The following is an 18439-nucleotide window of genomic DNA, read 5'->3' on the forward strand; positions in this document are numbered from 1 at the left end:
AAAAACAGATCAAAAAATAGGTCGAAAAATTAAATTTGCTTATAGCGAGAACTGATATCCCACACCTAAAGCAAAGAAATTGGTGTCAGGAATACTGGCAACAGCCACTTGATGAAGACCACCTTCGGCTTTAATCACAATTTCAGGTATCGGGAAATAGTTAATACCCACACTGCTCCAAGTATTTTCATAACGCTTGGTTGCGGTGCCCGTTTCAACGGCCATAAGTGGATTGGAATAATCGATATTGGCAAACACGGTCATCGGAATATCAAACCATTCATCAAGTTTGACGCCCGCCTCAACAAAGAACGACTGCGACTCTGAACCCAGTTGGGCAAAATTACCTGGACGTAAACCTGGGGTGGTTTTATTAGCTTGGGTAATAGCGTCAGCATTGTCTAACGAGCCATATAAATATTGACCGCGGAGGATCCATGGACCTTCAACAAAGGCTCCGGCAACAGACACAATGCTAAGAGCACCATCAACATCGAGTTTGTTACTCTTATGGCGATTACCACTGGTATTACCGTAGTAATAAGCCACGCCGACTGCACTGCCGGTTTTGAAATTGCCATAATCAATACGGCCAGCAAATGCCAAGTCGTCAGCATTCACCTCTTCAAAGCGTTTTTGATGGCCTGATGCCACCCAATCATAAGTGCGAAAATACTCAGAGTTTAACCCACTGACAACTTGTGCCTGATAATGAAAATCGGCAACCTCTCCGTAAACACCAATACCATTTTCGTTCCAAACGGTTGGCATCATCGCAGCTTCACTCTTGTGACGTTGCACTGTAAGATATTGATTAGGTTTGTGTAACATGCTCGATAAGCCAATAGGCAAGTGAATGTTACCGAATTTCACCCCAAAGGCTTTTGATGGACGGTAACGAATTTCCGCTTTTTCAACCACCACTTCGCCACCCGCTTCAACTTCGGATTCAAACTCACCAAATTCATCAAAGCCGTCATATTCTAGTGAGGTGCCAGTGCCACCATGCTCATATTCAATTTCAACTTCCATACTCCAATCATCAGTGAACTGATAACCAAACTCGGTCACAATCCGCTCTAAATCAGTACGACTACGTCGCTCTGCGGATGTATCTTGTACGTTATCGAAATATTCATCACTGGTGTAAACAGCGCTGCCATATGAGTTAAAGCTAAAACGGCTCAATCGGTCTTGCGCTTTAGTGGCCTGTTGCACCACAGTGTCAACTTGAGTCGCCACTTGTTTGTTTTGCTGCTGTTGTTGTTTTTGTTCGGCTGCTAATGTAGCAAGCTGCTGTTTCAATATCGTAATTTCAGCTTCTTGCTTGGCAATGGCTTTGGCTAATGTTTCGGTATTCGTTGCAGCTTGAGCATTAGGCATCCCACTCAAACCCAATACACTTGCCACAGATACTGCCAACAAGGTTAACTTTCTATTCATCTGTTTCTCCGACACGTCACGTTAATACTCCCTCAAAAAACGCAACAACCATACATCAAACGATAACCATTCGCATTATAATTTACATTAAGATTAGCAATTTTATTTACACTAAATTACATTTCACTTAACAAACCGTTTTATGTCACTATGGAAAACAACAATCAAAAAAACCTCCTATAAACCGAGTACTTTCAATGTCAAACATCAGTAATACTGCCCTCTTTAGTGGTAAATCGGCCCGTATTGAGCACACTAATCCACAACATTTGCTGCTATGGATGACCTTTGTAATGTCCATGGTGTTTGCAGTTTGGCAGGCTTTGTTAAATAACTTTGTTATTGAACGCGCCGCATTCACTGGCGCTGAGATTGGATTACTGCAGAGTTTAAGAGAGGTACCTGGATTTTTAGCTTTTACCGCGGTGTTTGTATTGCTGCTGATCAAAGAGCAAACTTTTGCCTTATCATCCTTGGCACTATTGTGCGTTGGAGTGGGAATTACCGGCTGGTTTCCTGATGTCATAGGGTTGTATTTAACAACGATACTCATGTCGATTGGATTTCATTATTTTGAGACAATAAATCAATCGCTTACGTTACAGTGGGTAGATAAAGCCGATGCACCTGGCTTTATGGGCAAAGCGTTAGCGTGGCGCTCCGCTGCAGCACTTGTCGGCTATGGGTCAATTTGGTTAATAATGAACTGGCTGAGTCTAGATTACATCTGGATGTATAGCATTATTGGCGGATGTGGATTAGTTATGGTGTTCATTATGGCAGTGTATTTTCCTCGTTTTGCCATAGGCTCCATTCAACACAAACACTTAATACTGAGAAAACGCTACTGGCTTTATTATTTACTAACCTTTTTCTCTGGAGCGCGCAGGCAAATTTTTATGGTGTTTGCTGGCTTCATGATGGTTGAAAAATTTGGCTATTCGGTGTCTGAAATCACCGCTTTATTCTTAATTAACTATGTCGTTAACTTACTCTTTGCCCCTACCATTGGTCGCTTTATTGGCCAAATGGGGGAACGTAACGCGTTAATTATCGAATACGTTGGCTTAGTGATTATTTTCAGTAGTTACGCTTATGTCAGCGACGCTAATATTGCGGCTGGATTGTATGTGATTGATCACCTGCTTTTTGCTATGGCGATTGCGATGAAAACCTATTTTCAAAAAATTTCCGATAAACAAGATATTGCTTCAACCATGTCGGTCAGCTTTACCATTAACCATATTGCCGCGGTAATTATCCCTGTTTTATTAGGCATTTTATGGCTCAGTTCGCCTAAAGCAGTATTCTTCATAGGCACTGGGTTTGCCGTATGCTCACTCGCACTAGCATTCAATGTGCCGCGTCATCCGGAGCCTGGTAAAGAAGCCTTATGGTCACCGTTAATGACAAAACACTAAAAGATTTAGCACAGATGTCATACCATACAAACATGGCGAAAGTGTAATGCATAAAGGGAGTTAATGATGACTGATATTGATGTGACGGCAACACAAGATGACAATACTCAAGTGTCCGCACGCAAAAAAACCTTATTACTCGGGCGCATTATCGGCTTAGCCAGCGAGGAAGATTATCGCCCTTCAACAGCCTCCGTTGCCGAGCGTGCTGAGCACCGTCAACGCAAGCAACTCAGCCAGCATCAGACCAACCTTGAAAGCATTTTTGCCTTAGCACTCAATTACACCCCATCCGATGTAACAGGAGTCGAATTAGATCCAGATTGGCGCTATCAATTTTTTCAAATGGCTGAACAAATTCATAACCGTAAAATGCAGGATTTGTGGGCCAGAATTTTAGCCAGTGAAGTCGTTAATCCAGGTAACTTTAGCCTTAGAACTTTAGCGGTATTACTGCAACTGACGTTTCGAGAAGCACTGATATTTGAAAAAGCCTTAGGCATGTCAGTTAAAATTAATACCGAGCCCAGATTTAAATTACTCAGTAGTTACCGTATTAATGGTGGGATGAAACAATATTTTCGTAAGCATACTCACACTAACTTCGGCCTGTCCCAATTCGGCTTACCTTATTCGAGTATTCTTACCTTAGTCGATGCGGGAATTTTACATAAAAGCGAGTTTGAAACCGGACTATTAAGCAGTAGTGAACATATTCAGTTAACTATGTGTAATGCCACTTTGTCGCTCAAACCTAAGCATCAGCACTTATTATTTACGTATTATCGATTTACCACTGTAGGTGATGAGTTGTGCCAATTAATTCAGGCAAAAAGTGATGATGAATTTATCAATGCCGTTAAAACCATGTTAGCCAAAGATTTTATGGTTAGCGGTTAATATTTTTGTAAAGGTGCGAATACTTAGCCTTATGTTCGCTAAACAAAAATTGACGCAATATTTCACGGGATTCGCCTTCAGCACTAATTTTTGCTGCCATTACCCCATTTTCAGTTCGTACCGGTTCAAACACCATATCGAGGTGCACACCATTAGGTAAAATTAGCTGTGTTAAGCGTGGCACTTTATCGTTAAGCTCTTGCGGCACTTTAATGGTCATGCCTGAACTCGATAAAGAGAGTACCTCAACAAATTTAGCCGTATCGTTATCAATGACTTTTATATTTTTGACATTATTGAGCCGCCAGCTACGTTCACCGCCGCGCATATCAATCACTTCAGGAATACCCAACTCCGGCAAAAATTGCCCAAGCTCATCTTGCTTTAAGGTTAACGGAAACCATAAACGGTAATAACTAATTTCTGCCAATAAGGTTAATTTGGCATTCCCCAAAATATGAGCAAGCACTTGCGGTATTTCAGTCGCAACACTTAATGAATGTCTCGATAAAGCATTATCGGTACTGTCATCTTCTGGCGAAAATACACCGCTAAAATAAGCGAGCTCTTCATCAGATAAAGTCGACATAATCTAGCCTTTTTTTTACACAAAAACACGATCACCATACTAACACCTTAGTATGATAACGAACAAACTTTAACCAAAAGATACCACTACTTATAATGTATCAGGCTTACCGAACAACGTAAAAAACATCATAAAAGATAAGTCGATGTGAATTAACAGCACTCACACCTAAATGAAAAAAGACGAACTCAGTTCGTCTTTTTAGTGCCGATACAATTAAATCATTAACGATCGTGTTCAGCTTCTATTTGCATCGCTTTTTTAAACGATGCATGGCTCATTAGTTGTTGATAGTACTTAGCAATATTAGGATACTTGTCAAACTCACCGTTTTGGCCAACAAGCTCTGCAATAAACGACATCATAATATCTGCACCGCTAAGACGGTTACCAACTAGGTATGACTTACCATCTAAGCGGTCGTTAACATAGCTGATGACTTTTGCCGTTTCTGCATCGGCATATCCACCGATAAAACGGGTTTCTGCGCCATCCATTTTAACAAAAATTTTCAGCAATAGTGGCAAAGCAGCTGAGCTTTCAGCAAAATGCATCCATTGTAAGTAATCGATATAATCTGCTGTGCCGAGTGCTGGCATCAGTTTATCAGCGCCATAGGTATGAATTAAATACTCGGTAATCGCGCCCGACTCAGCAATGGTATAACCGCTCGCTTCTAATACTGGTGATTTACCTAATGGATGAACCGCTTTTAACGACTCTGGCGCTAAAAATGTGGTTGTATCACGCTGATAAGCAACCAGCTCATAGTCCACTCCCAATTCTTCTAATAACCAAATAATGCGTTTTGAACGTGATTTATTTAAATGATGTAGTTTAATCATTAAGCCATCCTTGTATTGTTAGTGATAAAAAATAAACCCAATGAACAACTCACTGGGTTTGCTTCTATCAATCTACGTATTCTGTTATTTCGAGTTACAGTTAACTGTAACCACTAAACTAAACAGCAGATTAGCTTAGTAAAGCTAACATTTTCTCTGCCACTAATTCAGACGATGCAGGGTTCTGACCGGTAACGAGTTTACCGTCAACTACTGCATATGGATGCCAGTCGTCACCCTTAGAATAAGTCGCGCCATTTTGCTGCAGCATATCTTCAACTAAAAACGGTACAACGTTAGTTAACTGTACAGCTTCTTCTTCACCATTAGTAAAACCAGTGACATTTTTACCGGCAACGAGTGGCGTTCCGTCTGGCTTTTTAGGGTACTTAAGTGCAGCCGGTGCGTGACATACTAAACCTAAAAGTTTATCTGTTTTGTAGCACTGTTCAATTAATGCAATAGAGTCTTTGTCATTGGTTAAATCCCATAATGGACCATGACCGCCTGGATAAAATACCGCGTCATAATCTGCTACGTCAATTGATGCCAATGTGAGTGTATTGGCTAGTAATGCTTGCGCTTTAGTATCGGCTGTAAAACGACGCGTAGAGTCAGTTTGAAAATCAACTTTATCACTTGTAGGATCCAATGGCGGTAAACCACCTTTAGGAGATGTTAGCACTACCTCAACACCTTTATCGGTAAATGCGTAGTATGGAGCCGCTAATTCTTCTAACCAAAAACCGGTTTTCTCGCCAGTATCGCCTAATTTATCGTGCGAAGTTAATACCATTAATACTTTCATAGTGATTCCTTAAATACTGTATGTTTAGTTGTAATCACTTAGATTACAGAGGATTGTTTACTTTAATGACAACCTTGCCGAAGTTTTCGCCTTTTAATAGCCCGATAAAGGCTGTAGTCATATTTTCAAGACCATCGACAATTTGTTCACGATATTGAATCTTACCTTCACCAAGCCATTGGCCCATATCTTTGGCAAACTCTGGATAGCGGTCGCCATAATCGTCAAAAATAATAAAGCCTTGCATCTTAATGCGCTTAACCAGCAAAGTGCCCATCAGTAATGACAAACGATCAGGACCATCCGGTAACGAGGTCGCGTTGTACTGAGAAATTAAGCCACACACTGGCACTCGAGCACCAGTGTTGAGTAATGGCATTACCGCATCAAACACCTTGCCGCCAACGTTTTCAAAATACACATCAATGCCGTTATCACAATGCGTTGCCAGTTGCTGCGCAAAATCAGCCGCTTTATGGTCAATACATTCATCAAAGCCTAATACTTCTTTTGCGTAGCGACATTTTTCTGCGCCACCGGCGATACCAACAACTCGACAGCCTTTCAACTTAGCAATTTGGCCAACCGTTGCGCCAACAGGCCCAGTAGCTGCAGCAACCACAACGGTTTCGCCCGCTTTAGGCGCGCCAATGTCTAATAGCCCCATATACGCAGTAAAGCCTGGCATGCCCATAATACCCAACGCATAAGAAGGATGGCTTGGGTTATCGCCCAATTTCATCAGTCCTTCACCATTAGAGACCAAATAATCTTGCCAACCACCAAACGCTAACACCCACTCACCCACTTTATAATCAGGATGATTAGACTCTTCCACTTGTGATACCGCCGCGCCCACCATCACATCGTCAATTGCTACTGGATCTGCATATGATTTGGCGTCATTCATACGGCCACGCATGTAAGGATCAAGCGATAAATACACCGCGCGCAATAACACCTCACCTTCTGCTGGTACAGGTTTGTTGACGGTTTCTAAACGGAAATTATTAGCCACTGGCTCACCTTGTGGACGGCTGGCAAGTACTATACGACGATTTTGAGTGTTCATCTTGTGTCCTTTAAATAACATAAGCACCATAAAGTGGTACTTGAGAAGACAATATGACCTCGGTTGTTAAAAGTTGAATACCGCTGTAATACTGATATCAACCAAACACTGGTACAATAAACAACCGAGGCCAAATAATACGATCTTTTTACTTAAGTTGATCAATTCAAATATGATCAACAACTTTGCGAGCTAAGCGATTGATATGAATAAAAACAAACATCTATTACTCGAAAATCAGTTGTGTTTTGCTGTTTATTCAACGTCATTGGCTATTACCCAACTGTACAAACCGTTACTAGACTCTATTGGGCTAACTTACACTCAATATTTGGCGATGTTAGTCCTCTGGGAGCAAGATGGTCTAAGTTTAAAAACCTTGGCCAGCAAACTCGGGCAGCAATCGGGTGCATTAACACCGGTCATAAAACGTCTCGAAACTGATGGCCTGCTAAAGCGCATTCGCGAGCCCTTAGATGAACGGACCTTGTGCATGCAATTAACTGAAAAAGGTCATCAACTGCAGCCCCAAGCAGAACAAATCCACCTATGTATTCTTGAACAATGCGGTATCGAAATGTCTGAAATCACCGATCTAAAACGACAGCTGGATCAATTTAGGCTAAAACTGCCTAGTCATATTGAGTTCTAACGCACAAAATGACTCAAAATTTTGAGTTTAATTTGTTTTGCTTAGCTATATGATAATCACGATAACTAATTGCGCGCAACTTAAATTAACAATTTTTAAGGTCTATAAACGATTACGTGATGCCGCCGCATTGTTTGAAGAGAATAAAACGCGATGAAATCCCACTTTGCCATCTGACTGAAATGGTTATCAAGCACTTGCCATTACGCGACATTGACACTATTGCGACCGATATTTTTTGATGAGTACAACGCTTTATCTGCCCGCTTAAATATCTCTAAAAATGCTTTATCCTGAGAACGTAAGGTTGCAACGCCAATACTAATGGTTATCGAAGGAGCTTTTTGTTCGTCGTACTGTTGTTGAGCTTCTCTTAACCGTTCAGCCAAGATATAAGCAGAGTCAATATCAGTATCGGGTAATAAAATAGCAAACTCTTCACCGCCAATTCGAGCCAATACATCGGCCTCCCTAATATGTTCATTGCATATATTGGCAACGCGCTTAATCACTTCATCACCCACTAAATGGCCATAGGTATCATTCACATTTTTGAATAAATCAATATCAATGATCATTAACGAGAATGGTTGAAAATAGCGAGTAGCACGAAAAAACTCATGTTCGCAAAAAGACGTAAATGAACGACGATTAAACAAACCCGTTAACGGATCGGTATTAGCAAGTCGCTCTAGTTTTGAACGTAAATGATAAGCAGCGGTAATATCGGTAGAAATACCGATGAGGCCAATTAATGTGCCTTTATGGTTATATAAGGGTTGTTTAACTTCGTGATATACAATGAGCGAGGCTGGGGTATCAACAATAATATCGTCAGAGAGTTTACTTTGCGAGTTAAGCACTTTAGTGTCATTCACGTGCAAAATATCTACAACATTCGCGGGAAAGTAATCGCTATCGGAAGTGCCCTTTAGCTTTTCAAGCGTCACACCAAAGTAGTCAAGCGTTAGTTGATTCGCATAAACATATTTGCATTGAGTGTCTTTTAAATAAATATAAGCATCAACTTGATCAAGGATAAGCTCATAGGTATCTAATATCATCTTTTTTGCTTGCTGCTGACGGTATCGGTTTAGGTTAAAAAACAGCAAAAAAGCAATGATTAACAATAAGATGAAAATCAATAATCCAACGATTTCAAGCGACATGAGCATTCCTTAGCTACCATCTATATCCATATACGTCATTGATGATGTTAATGACGCAGATCCAACAATATACTCTTATTACTTACGGTTAACCATACCGTATAGTAAACAGGGTCAAGTATAAAAAGATCTATTGTGACAATCAAATAATGAATGCCTGGATTCAACGCCGAAATGCGTTGCATATTATTGAAATATCGCAATATAGATTCTGATTATCGTGTTGAAATCGACAATATTGGGGCTCAAGTCAAGTTAACCTTAGCTTCCGCTAATAAACGGTGATTAAACTGTCTACTGTTTTGCTAACTAACCTCAACTCAAAACAAAACAAGCGTTAAGGTTAGTTATTGTCGATACTATTGACCTACAATAATAAATAACATTAACGCTTATAAATAACTCCGCTCTTCATCACAAATGACACATCTAATAACGCTTCAATTTGCTCAAGAGGACTTTTATGCGTTGCGATGATGTCGGCATATTTGCCAACCTCCAAAGTGCCAAGTTTATCTGACATATCAATCAGTTTTGCCGAATTAATCGTCGCACTGATTATAATATCCTCATTACTCATACCCGCTTTGCTCATCAATACAGCTTCTTTAGCATTATCACCATGATGTGACACCCCACTGTCGGTGCCATAAGCAATATTAACCCCAGCTTTATAAGCCGCACTAAAGTTTTGCATCATGTCGCCACCAACACGTATTGCCTTGGCTTTTATGGCAGGAGACATAAAGTCAGCCCCTGCGGTATTGGCCATTTTCACTACCGTGTCGCCCGCCAACAATGTTGGCACTAAAAACGCGCCACTTTTTTTCATTAATTTAATACTTTCTTTATCGGCGTAACTGCCATGTTCAATACTGTCGACACCGGCGCGCAACGCTGCATTAATACCTTGAGCAGCATGGGCATGGCTGGCCACTTTACGACCTAAGGCATGCGCAGTATCAATCACCTCTTTAAGCTCATCATCATCCATTTGCTGGCCAGTACCCGTATTAGTGTCCGATAACACTCCTCCGGTAGAGGTGATTTTAATCACATCAGCGCCAAACTTTATCGCCCGACGAGTCGCGCGGCGGCAATCATAAGGTCCGTCACAAATGGTTTTAGAGGTAAACTTATCAAGTAAATCAGGACTCATACCGTCAACATCACCATGGCCTCCGGTAACCGACACGCCACCAGATGCAATAATTCTCGGGCCATCAATCCAGCCTTTATTAATGCCGTCGCGTAAGGCATAAATCTGTTCCGGTTTCGCGCCTAAGTCTCGCACCGTAGTAAAGCCTGCTAATAAGGTCTTTTTAGCAAAATAAGCACTGCGCATTGCCACGTCAGCATCCGACATTCGCAAAGCTTCGCTATCATTATTCGGCCCTAACTCGCCTTGTAAATGAACATGCATATCCATCATGCCAGGCATAACAAAGCTATTTTTTAAATCAATCATCTCAACATTGTCATGCTCGTCCACCACCGGTGCAGACTGATAACCTGAAGTGATAGAAGTGATTACCCCATCTTTTATCACCACAGTTTGCTGAGTTAAAGGTGACTCGCCTGGCGTAGTTAATAATGTGCCAGCATAAATAACGTTAATATCGGCAGCCTCAACCACCGTCGATGCCATCGTTAATCCGAACACCGCTAAGGCGATGGTGGTAATAGTATTATTATTCATAGACGCTCACTGTTGATAACGAGAAAGAGGTTAAGTTTCTACACTGCCAAAAATGCTGTTATGTTACAAGAGAGTAAAATATTGTATTAGAAAAATCGTTTCGTCATTAACAAACAGTGAATGAATAAAAAATGAATATTGCAATTTTTGGCGCGGGTTCAACAGGCTGTTATTTAGCGGGTCAGTTATGTATTTCGGGGTTACAAGTCAGCTTAATTTGTCGCCCAGCAATTAAGCAAAAAATCATTGCCAATAACGGCATTACCTTGACCGATTATAACGGCTTAAAACAAACGATTATGCCGCAAGCGTTGATCACCGATATCGACCAAGAATCATCAATCAATGGCAAATTTGATGTAGTATTTGTCACCTTAAAATGTCATCAAGTTAGCAGTATTGCCAATCAATTAATGGCGATTACTCACGACAACAGCAGCATTATATTTATGCAAAATGGCTTAGGCAGTTTTGACAGCATTAAAGACTCGCTCGATCATTACCGCTTACTCCAAGGGATCACGCCATTTAATGTGCTGCAACTGCCCAATGGCGTATTTCATAAAGGCACAGAGGGTGTGTTTACCTTACAAGAAAACCCTCATACCATCGCAATTCAATCCGCACTGGTTAACCACGGATTTGGTTGCGACATTGAAGCAGACTTTACCCCAATGATTTACGGTAAATTATTATTAAATCTCAATAATGCATTAAATGCGGTCACCGATTTACCGATTAAACAGCAATTAAGTGACTACAAAAATCGCCGAGTTTTAGCCAAAGCAATGAAAGAATGGCTAGCAGTATGCGAAGCGGCAAACATTACATTGCATCAATACACCAAGGTTAAACCCTCCTGGTTACCCACCATTTTATCGTTGCCAAATGGGTTGTTTAATCTGGTCGCTAAACAGATGCTCGACATCGATCCCAAAGCACGATCATCAATGTGGGAAGACATTCAAGCGAAACGAAAAACAGAAGTCGATTACATCAATGGCGCGGTGGTCAGCATTGGGAAAAAACACGGTATAAAAACACCGGAGAATCAAGCGATAGTAGAACAAATAAAGCAGCTAGAACAACGACATTAACCAAATGCCGTACGCGATATCGTTGTCGAGAAAAAAGTAAATCTATTGTAAAATATTGCAAAAAAATACAATTGACGTAGTCGCACGATACAATCAAACAAGCAGAAGTAGTACGCCTAAAGATGACTCTCAATAAGAGTCATCGTGACGTAATCTTTATTGCTTATAACTTAACGCGATTAACCAATCGGAAATTAATTACAGATGAACGACAGCACTTTCTTTTTTGGCGATTGGCAAATTAATCCACACAGCAATAGCATTCAGTCTGGCGATGTTATTCGCAGTCTTGAACCCAAAGCCATGGATGTGTTGCGTTTACTGTGCCAACACCAAGGGGAAGTGCTAGCAGCAGACGATATTATTAACCACTGCTGGAACAGCATCGCCATTGGCGATAATCCGCTGCATAAAGTCATTACCCAGCTGCGTAAAGCATTAGGCGATCAAGCATCTAATCCGCAGTACATAGAAACCATCCGCAAACGCGGTTATCGCACCATCGCCAGTGTTGAATTCCCTATTGGTCATCATGCCAAAGTCACTACCCAACAATGGCAAGGCGCCTCGCCGTTTCCAGGTTTACGCGCATTTGACACCAACGACTCCAATGTATTTTTTGGCCGAAGTGAGCAAGTTGACACTTTATTAAATCGCATCACAAAACAAGTTGAATTTGGCCGTGCCTTTTGCTTAATCCTCGGCCCCAGCGGTACAGGTAAATCATCGTTAATTAATGCCGGCATCATGCCTAATTTAATGTCCAAAAATGGCTTTAACGGGGTTGGCGTAATCGATAATGCTAACCTAGATTTAGCCGATGTCACTAAAGGACGCTTAATTATCGATATCGCCAGTGCGATGCTCGACTGGGAAATCAAAGACCAAGCGGTGTTTACCGACTGTAGTGCCGATATGCTGGCAAACAAACTGCAAAACGACATCAACGCCGTTATTGAATATTGTCAGCTAGCTTTAGCCAAATACTCATCAATCAATGATGACAATGCCCCAAAATACAGTCGGCCCCATTTTTCATTGTTTATCGACCGTTTAGAAATCTTATTAGCGTCGCCATTATTTACCGAATCCGAACGCAACAATGTATTAGATATCCTCGAAACCCTTGCGGTTTCAGGGGCAGTATTAATAATTAGTGCTTGCCGCAATGACTTTTACCCTCAGGTTGTTAGCCACCCAAGCCTAATGGCAGGCAAAGCTAATGGCTCACATTTCGATTTATCGGCGCCAACCCGATCAGAGCTGATGCAAATGATCCGCTTGCCGGCCAATGCAGCTAACCTCACATGGACACTCGATCCCGATACGGCAATGCCGTTGGACGAAATACTTTGCAGTGAAGCCGCCTCAAACCCCGATGCTCTGCCCATGTTGCAATACACCTTGCAATCACTGTATTTGCACAAAGATGACAACAACCAATTATTGGTGTCGGTATACCATTCGCTTGGGGGGATTGAAGGCGCCATCGGTAAAAATGCCGAAGAAGTGCTCAACCAATTAAACAACAGCGAACGCGCCGCACTGCCTAAAATACTGTCGATGTTAGTCACCCTAACCGAAGATGAAAAATCAATCACCAGCAGCACCGCCCGCTGGAGCGATCTCAGTAGTGATGCCGAAATAAACCTCGTCAAAGCCATGGTTGATAACCGTTTGTTTGTTTCGCATCTGCAACAAGATCAACCCTGCTTTAGTATTGCTCACGAAGCGCTATTAAGGCGCTGGCCCCGCGCCACCCAATGGATAACCGAGCACAAGGACAGTTTAGCCATTAAAAGCCGTTTACAGCATCAATCTAACCGCTGGCTGGCCGAGTCAAAGAGTAATGCTTATTTACTGGCAGAAGGCAAACCATTAGTAGAAGCAAGCACATTGCTCGATAACCAATTGTTTAGTTTAGAGCCTCAAGAACTGGCACTCATTCAAGCCTCAACCAAACAAGCCAACATCGGCCGCTGGCGCCGCCGTGCAGTCATGCTAGCCCTTGTGGCACTGACATTGATTTCTGTCGCCATGAGTGTTCGCAGCATTGAGGCCGAAACCCAGGCACAACAAAAACGCCTAGCGGCAGAAAACTTACTTGGTTTTATGGTCGGTGAGTTCGCCGACAAAATGCGCGGCATTGGCCGCATGGACTTGCTCGATGGGATCAGTAACAAGGCATTGGAATATTTCAGCGACTTTTCTGCCGACGATGCCAGCTATTTAAGCTTTGAAGCGCGCTTTCAACACAGCCAAACCTTAGAGGCCATGGGCGAAGTGGCCTATTCTCGCGGCAATAACGACGAGGCCCACAGCGCCTTAATCGCCGCCCGTGAGCGCATGCTGCCGTTACTCGAAATGCAACCTCAACACCTCAGTTTACTCAAAACCTTAGGTGCCAATGCTTTTTGGCTCGGCCAGCTTGAATACGATCAAAATGATTGGACAGCGGCACAGCCTTGGTTCGAACAGTATTTAACATACAGCCAAACCATGTATCAATACGCGCCAGACGATAACGATGCGCTAATGGAGTTGTCCTATGCGCAAAATTCTCTTGGCTCCATATACATGAAGCAGCAAAACTTTACCGATGCCCGTGAGGCATTTGAGCAATCATTACAACTTAAACTACAACTGTGGGATAAAGACCAAACCAACAACCAGCTAATAGCCGATATTGCAGACACTCGCTCATGGCTTGCCAGTGCCGCCAGTGACCAAGGTGATATCAGCACGGCAATTAAAATCCATCAGCAAATTCAGCAACAATTTAACAATAACTCCTTAGAAAAGCAGCCCTACTTACTGGAACGATTATCAAGCAGTTATGCGTTACTGGCTAGATTATTAAGCTACCAAAACCATCAGCAACAAGCTTTTGAGAAAGCACAACTCAGTTTAGTGACCATCACCAATGCCCTTAAACAAGACCCTGAAAATGATGTTTGGAAAATCCAGCAATATTACGCCTACCTAAAGATGTTGGCTTATAGTACTGAGCCGATTGAACAGACTATGGGGCAGAGTCTTGACTCATTAGCAACCATGCTCGAGAAAGATATTACCTTAAACAAATCAGCCCAAAAAATAGAGGTTTGGGCAACATATCAATTGGCTGCCGCCAACTATTTGGCCTCTAAGGGACTATTGTCAGAAAGCTTAGTATATGCACAGCGAGCCATTACCTCATTTAAGCAATTAATCACTGAATTTAACCAAAGTTCACTTTATGTCGCGAGTTTAGCCCAAAGCAATATGTTAACGGCTTCATTATTGACATCCCTAGGTCAACCTAAGCAAGTTAACTCCCTATGTCAGCAAACTAAAAATCAATTGGCCGATATTATTGATAAAAATAAAGAACCGAGATTTACTATGCCCTACGCGAAGGCCCTCGATTGTCTAGGAGAGCTAGATCAACACGATGACTTAGTGCAACAGCTACAACAATCGGCCATCACAGATTATAAGTTTAACCCTAAACCCTAAACCCTAAACAAAAAGAAAGTATGGAGAATAAAATGCCTAATGTCCAAGGCCAAGCAACCATGTTTAACGTCACAGTAATCCTAAACGCGAACAATGAACCCGTCTTTAGCTATACTAATATTGATGGTTCTGCAGTATCCGGCAATATGGTCGTAACTCAATACGGAGTCATTTCTTACCAGTTGATTGACAAGACTGGTAAGGGCCTTAAATTTGTTGGCGCAGCTTTCACTACCACGTTTGACGGTATTATCGATGCCACCACCATCAGCAGCGATGGCAACTTGATACAATTAACCGATTTAAATGAAGTGCCAGGCAGCACCAGCTTTCAATTTGTGCTGTCAAACAGTGCCAATACCCTGCTAGTACTTAGCCCAGATCCTCAAGTTATTAATCGCGATAATAAATAAAAAATAGATAAAAAGCTCAGGGCTACCCTGAGCTTTTTATCTTGAACAAGATAACCACACTACAAAGCAGTTAATCGCTTAACCAAGACTAAAACAACTTGTGTTACCCACTAACCCATTGCAAGGTTAGATTTTTAGTCCTCAATCCTCTGCTAAAATCCAGACAAAAACCTCTGTTAATCATCGCCAATAACACTGTGTTGTTTACTAATATTTTCACTAAAACATTCGCTAACCAATTCGCGAAAAACTCTAAAACTTGCCGATGAATGGCTATGACAATTGCCATGACTTACCCTATAAGTCGCAGCCAGATTGATGCAGACATTTTAAGCTGCAACTAAAATCAATCTTTTTTATACCAAAAATCATAATTTAATTAAATAAAAATCAATAAGTTAAAATCAGAAGATTACCGAAAGGTTAAAAACTCCCATTCCTAATAGAGTGTTTGTCATCAACAAGGGGTTACCAACACCAAACGCTTGAGGAAATGCACCATGTTTACCAATGATAAATTAACTGAACTCAATGACACGATTTCTCGTGTGACTAAATTAACAGACTCATTGTCTAAATATCCTAACGCGGTAAAAATACCACTGCGTGTTGAAGCTGAAACCCTAGCCGACTCGTCATCGACAGCGGTGATGTTTGATGCCACTTTTGATGCCACTTCAGCAAACCAGAATGGCAAAATGGCTGTAGTAGATAACTTACAAATTCGCACCTTACTCAATGTGATTAACGCGATTTCAGAAGCGATATTTGTGATTAACTCCGCTGGCGTTATTGAGATGATTAATCCGTTAGGCGCTAAATTATTCGGTGCCCCAGCCGAAATGTTAATTGGTCAAACCTGGACCGATTATCTACAAAGTCCTTTTAAAGATGAGTATCAATCTTTATTTGACCTGTGGAACAACGCCAGCGATCAAAGCAACAAAGTAACTCAGTTTAATCATGGGCCTAAAGAAATTATCATTAACCGCGCCGACAGCACGTTGCTCGAAGCCGATTTATCATTGTCATGTTTACCGTCAATACAGATAGGGTCGGAGCCATTATTTATTGGCATTATGCATAACCTGACTTCGCATAAAGCCGAATACAATAAACTGCGCCACTTAGCGCATACTGACAAATTAACCGGTCTTGCCAATCGACATGCTTTTGATGATGCCCTGCAAACCAACTGGAACGACAGCATTAATCACGACCAACCGCTGTGTTTAATCATCATCGATGTCGATTATTTTAAAATGTTTAATGACCAGTATGGTCATGTTAACGGTGATAAATGTTTGCAAAAAATTGCCCAAGTACTGGCAGAGGTGCTCCCGTCTAACAATGCGATGGCTGCCCGTTATGGTGGTGAAGAGTTTGTGGTCATTTTGCCCAACAGTAATCCGTTAACTGCAGAATACATTGCCAAAAATATTCAACGTCGTATTAACCAGTTAAGCTTTACCGATATAGGGTTACCTGCACAAACCAAAATCAGTGTCAGCCAGGGCATTGCCTGTGAACGCAGTGGTCAATACCGCACGCCAACCGCACTGGTTTGCGCCGCAGACACAGCACTTTACCGCGCCAAATCAACAGGCCGTAACCGCATTAATATGAGTAGCTAATATCTATTAGCGTCTAAACAATCTAACAATCAAAGGGTTAACAACACGCTTGATAAGTTGCAATGCCACTTTGTTGATTTGCCTGCTGGGCCATATTATATTCAGCTGGCGTGGCAAAATGTGCATCCCAATGTTGTAATTTGGGCAGCATAAGTCGATGCCATAAAGGCGGAATGAGGGTCAATACAAAGGTACTAAGGTAACCGCCAATCATTTGCGGTGCATCGGGATAAGGCGATAACTGATGGTAAGGTAACTGCCCTTGAGCGTGATGATGTGAATGTCGGGTTAAGTTAAACATTGCCCACGAGCTTACCCGCTTATTGGTATTCCAAGAATGATGAGGTTTTACTGGCGAGTTAAGTTCGCGAACCAAACCATAATGCTCCATGTAATTGACTATCTCTAAAGTCGCTTTAGCCCATAACGCCATTAATACAAAAAAGCTTACCCCCTGCCAACCAGCAAGCCAAAATACCCACACCATAATAGCGACACTCATAGCGTAACCTCGTAACGCTTTATTGTGCCAACTCCACACAGCTAACTGTTTACGCACCAGCCTTTGTTGCTCAATATGCCACGCACTAATATTGCCCTTAATGGTCGAAATAATAATATGTGCATAAACACCACGACCACGCGGAGCGGTAGCAGGATCGTTCAAGGTACTAACGTATTTATGGTGGCCATATACATGTTCAATGGCAAAGTTAGCATCAAAGCTAAATGCCAATAACCAGCGTCCAATCAATAATGACACCGGCTGCCAAGTACGATGGGTTAGCTCATGGCCTGTAATCGTCGCCATTACGCCAACCACTAAGCCCAAATAAATCACCATCACCCCATATTGAATAACGCTAGTGTTTTGCCTCGCTAACAGGGCGTCATACCCCGTAAAACTATTGACCCATGCGCCATATTGGCCAATATCTTGGCTGGCAAATTGCCAGCAACACACAAACACTAATATCACAGTCAATGGCAGTGCCAACCACAATTGCCACGTAAGCAAAGCCGGATAGCGATATTGTGGCGTCGCGGTATCATCACCAAACACGATGTCACCACCCAAATACACCGCAACCCAAATAGCAAAGCCAATGCTGATATAGGTTCCACCCAAAGTGATGCTGATAATAGCGATCACCGCCATAAGATGAAACGACATAAATTTAAGGTATTTAAACATGGCC

The 18439-nt window shown here is 41.9% G+C and carries 15 protein-coding genes; 7 read left to right on the plus strand and 8 right to left on the minus strand.

What is annotated here, in order from left to right:
- Nucleotides 1–39: 39 nt before the first annotated feature.
- Nucleotides 40–1443 carry a hypothetical protein gene (locus CXF88_RS05565; protein WP_101085928.1) on the minus strand — a complete coding sequence of 468 codons (1404 nt, stop codon included), beginning with the start codon at nucleotides 1441–1443 and terminating at the stop codon, nucleotides 40–42.
- A 197-nt stretch (nucleotides 1444–1640) separates the two neighbouring features.
- Between CXF88_RS05565 and CXF88_RS05570 the strand changes: the two genes are divergently transcribed.
- Complete coding sequence (locus CXF88_RS05570) at nucleotides 1641–2864, plus strand: MFS transporter (RefSeq protein WP_101085929.1); 1224 nt, start codon at nucleotides 1641–1643, stop codon at nucleotides 2862–2864.
- Between the two features lie 66 nt (nucleotides 2865–2930).
- Complete coding sequence (locus tag CXF88_RS05575; protein WP_101085930.1) at nucleotides 2931–3764, plus strand: TIGR03899 family protein; 834 nt, start codon at nucleotides 2931–2933, stop codon at nucleotides 3762–3764.
- Here CXF88_RS05575 and CXF88_RS05580 read toward each other — a convergent pair.
- The 4 genes from CXF88_RS05580 to CXF88_RS05595 form a co-directional block, all read right to left on the minus strand.
- Nucleotides 3754–4353, minus strand: coding sequence for a hypothetical protein (locus tag CXF88_RS05580; protein WP_101085931.1), 600 nt, complete (start codon nucleotides 4351–4353; stop codon nucleotides 3754–3756). The genes CXF88_RS05575 and CXF88_RS05580 overlap by 11 nt on opposite strands.
- Before the next feature lie 224 nt (nucleotides 4354–4577).
- The gene (locus CXF88_RS05585) at nucleotides 4578–5198 is read right to left on the minus strand and encodes a glutathione S-transferase family protein (protein ID WP_101085932.1); all 621 of its coding nucleotides are present in this window, start codon (nucleotides 5196–5198) and stop codon (nucleotides 4578–4580) included.
- Between the two features lie 130 nt (nucleotides 5199–5328).
- Nucleotides 5329–6006, minus strand: coding sequence for a type 1 glutamine amidotransferase domain-containing protein (locus CXF88_RS05590; protein ID WP_194956143.1), 678 nt, complete (start codon nucleotides 6004–6006; stop codon nucleotides 5329–5331).
- A gap of 43 nt (nucleotides 6007–6049) precedes the next feature.
- Nucleotides 6050–7078 (minus strand): NADP-dependent oxidoreductase, encoded by a 1029-nt coding sequence (locus CXF88_RS05595; RefSeq protein WP_101085934.1) that lies wholly within the window; start codon nucleotides 7076–7078, stop codon nucleotides 6050–6052.
- 205 nt (nucleotides 7079–7283) lie between these two features.
- On the opposite strand from CXF88_RS05595, the gene CXF88_RS05600 reads away from it, so the two are divergent.
- Nucleotides 7284–7730, plus strand: coding sequence for a MarR family transcriptional regulator (locus CXF88_RS05600; RefSeq protein ID WP_101085935.1), 447 nt, complete (start codon nucleotides 7284–7286; stop codon nucleotides 7728–7730).
- Nucleotides 7731–7933: 203 nt separating this feature from the next.
- Here the strand turns inward: CXF88_RS05600 and CXF88_RS05605 are convergent, their stop codons facing one another.
- Together CXF88_RS05605 and CXF88_RS05610 are read right to left on the minus strand one after the other, a co-directional pair.
- A complete protein-coding gene (locus CXF88_RS05605; protein ID WP_182744683.1) occupies nucleotides 7934–8899 on the minus strand; it encodes a GGDEF domain-containing protein in 966 nt (321 codons plus the stop codon).
- 385 nt (nucleotides 8900–9284) lie between these two features.
- The gene (locus tag CXF88_RS05610; RefSeq protein ID WP_101085937.1) at nucleotides 9285–10598 is read right to left on the minus strand and encodes an amidohydrolase family protein; all 1314 of its coding nucleotides are present in this window, start codon (nucleotides 10596–10598) and stop codon (nucleotides 9285–9287) included.
- A gap of 131 nt (nucleotides 10599–10729) precedes the next feature.
- Here CXF88_RS05610 and CXF88_RS05615 point away from each other — a divergent pair, with 131 nt between their 5' ends.
- The 4 genes from CXF88_RS05615 to CXF88_RS05635 all read left to right on the plus strand — a co-directional run bounded on the left by CXF88_RS05615 (nucleotide 10730) and on the right by CXF88_RS05635 (nucleotide 17240).
- Nucleotides 10730–11695 (plus strand): 2-dehydropantoate 2-reductase, encoded by a 966-nt coding sequence (locus CXF88_RS05615; protein ID WP_101085938.1) that lies wholly within the window; start codon nucleotides 10730–10732, stop codon nucleotides 11693–11695.
- Between the two features lie 204 nt (nucleotides 11696–11899).
- Nucleotides 11900–15193 carry a winged helix-turn-helix domain-containing protein gene (locus CXF88_RS05620; RefSeq protein WP_101085939.1) on the plus strand — a complete coding sequence of 1098 codons (3294 nt, stop codon included), beginning with the start codon at nucleotides 11900–11902 and terminating at the stop codon, nucleotides 15191–15193.
- A gap of 32 nt (nucleotides 15194–15225) precedes the next feature.
- Entirely contained in the window at nucleotides 15226–15606 is a 381-nt protein-coding gene (locus CXF88_RS05625) for a DP-EP family protein (protein WP_182741341.1), read from the plus strand.
- 500 nt (nucleotides 15607–16106) lie between these two features.
- Nucleotides 16107–17240: a sensor domain-containing diguanylate cyclase gene (locus CXF88_RS05635; protein WP_192115657.1), complete on the plus strand. Its 1134-nt coding sequence runs from the start codon at nucleotides 16107–16109 to the stop codon at nucleotides 17238–17240.
- Between the two features lie 37 nt (nucleotides 17241–17277).
- Here CXF88_RS05635 and CXF88_RS05640 read toward each other — a convergent pair whose 3' ends face one another.
- Nucleotides 17278–18435 carry an alkane 1-monooxygenase gene (locus CXF88_RS05640; RefSeq protein ID WP_197708411.1) on the minus strand — a complete coding sequence of 386 codons (1158 nt, stop codon included), beginning with the start codon at nucleotides 18433–18435 and terminating at the stop codon, nucleotides 17278–17280.
- Nucleotides 18436–18439 lie beyond the last annotated feature (4 nt).

The organism is Shewanella sp. ALD9, assembly GCF_002836315.1.
GTDB lineage: Bacteria > Pseudomonadota > Gammaproteobacteria > Enterobacterales > Shewanellaceae > Shewanella.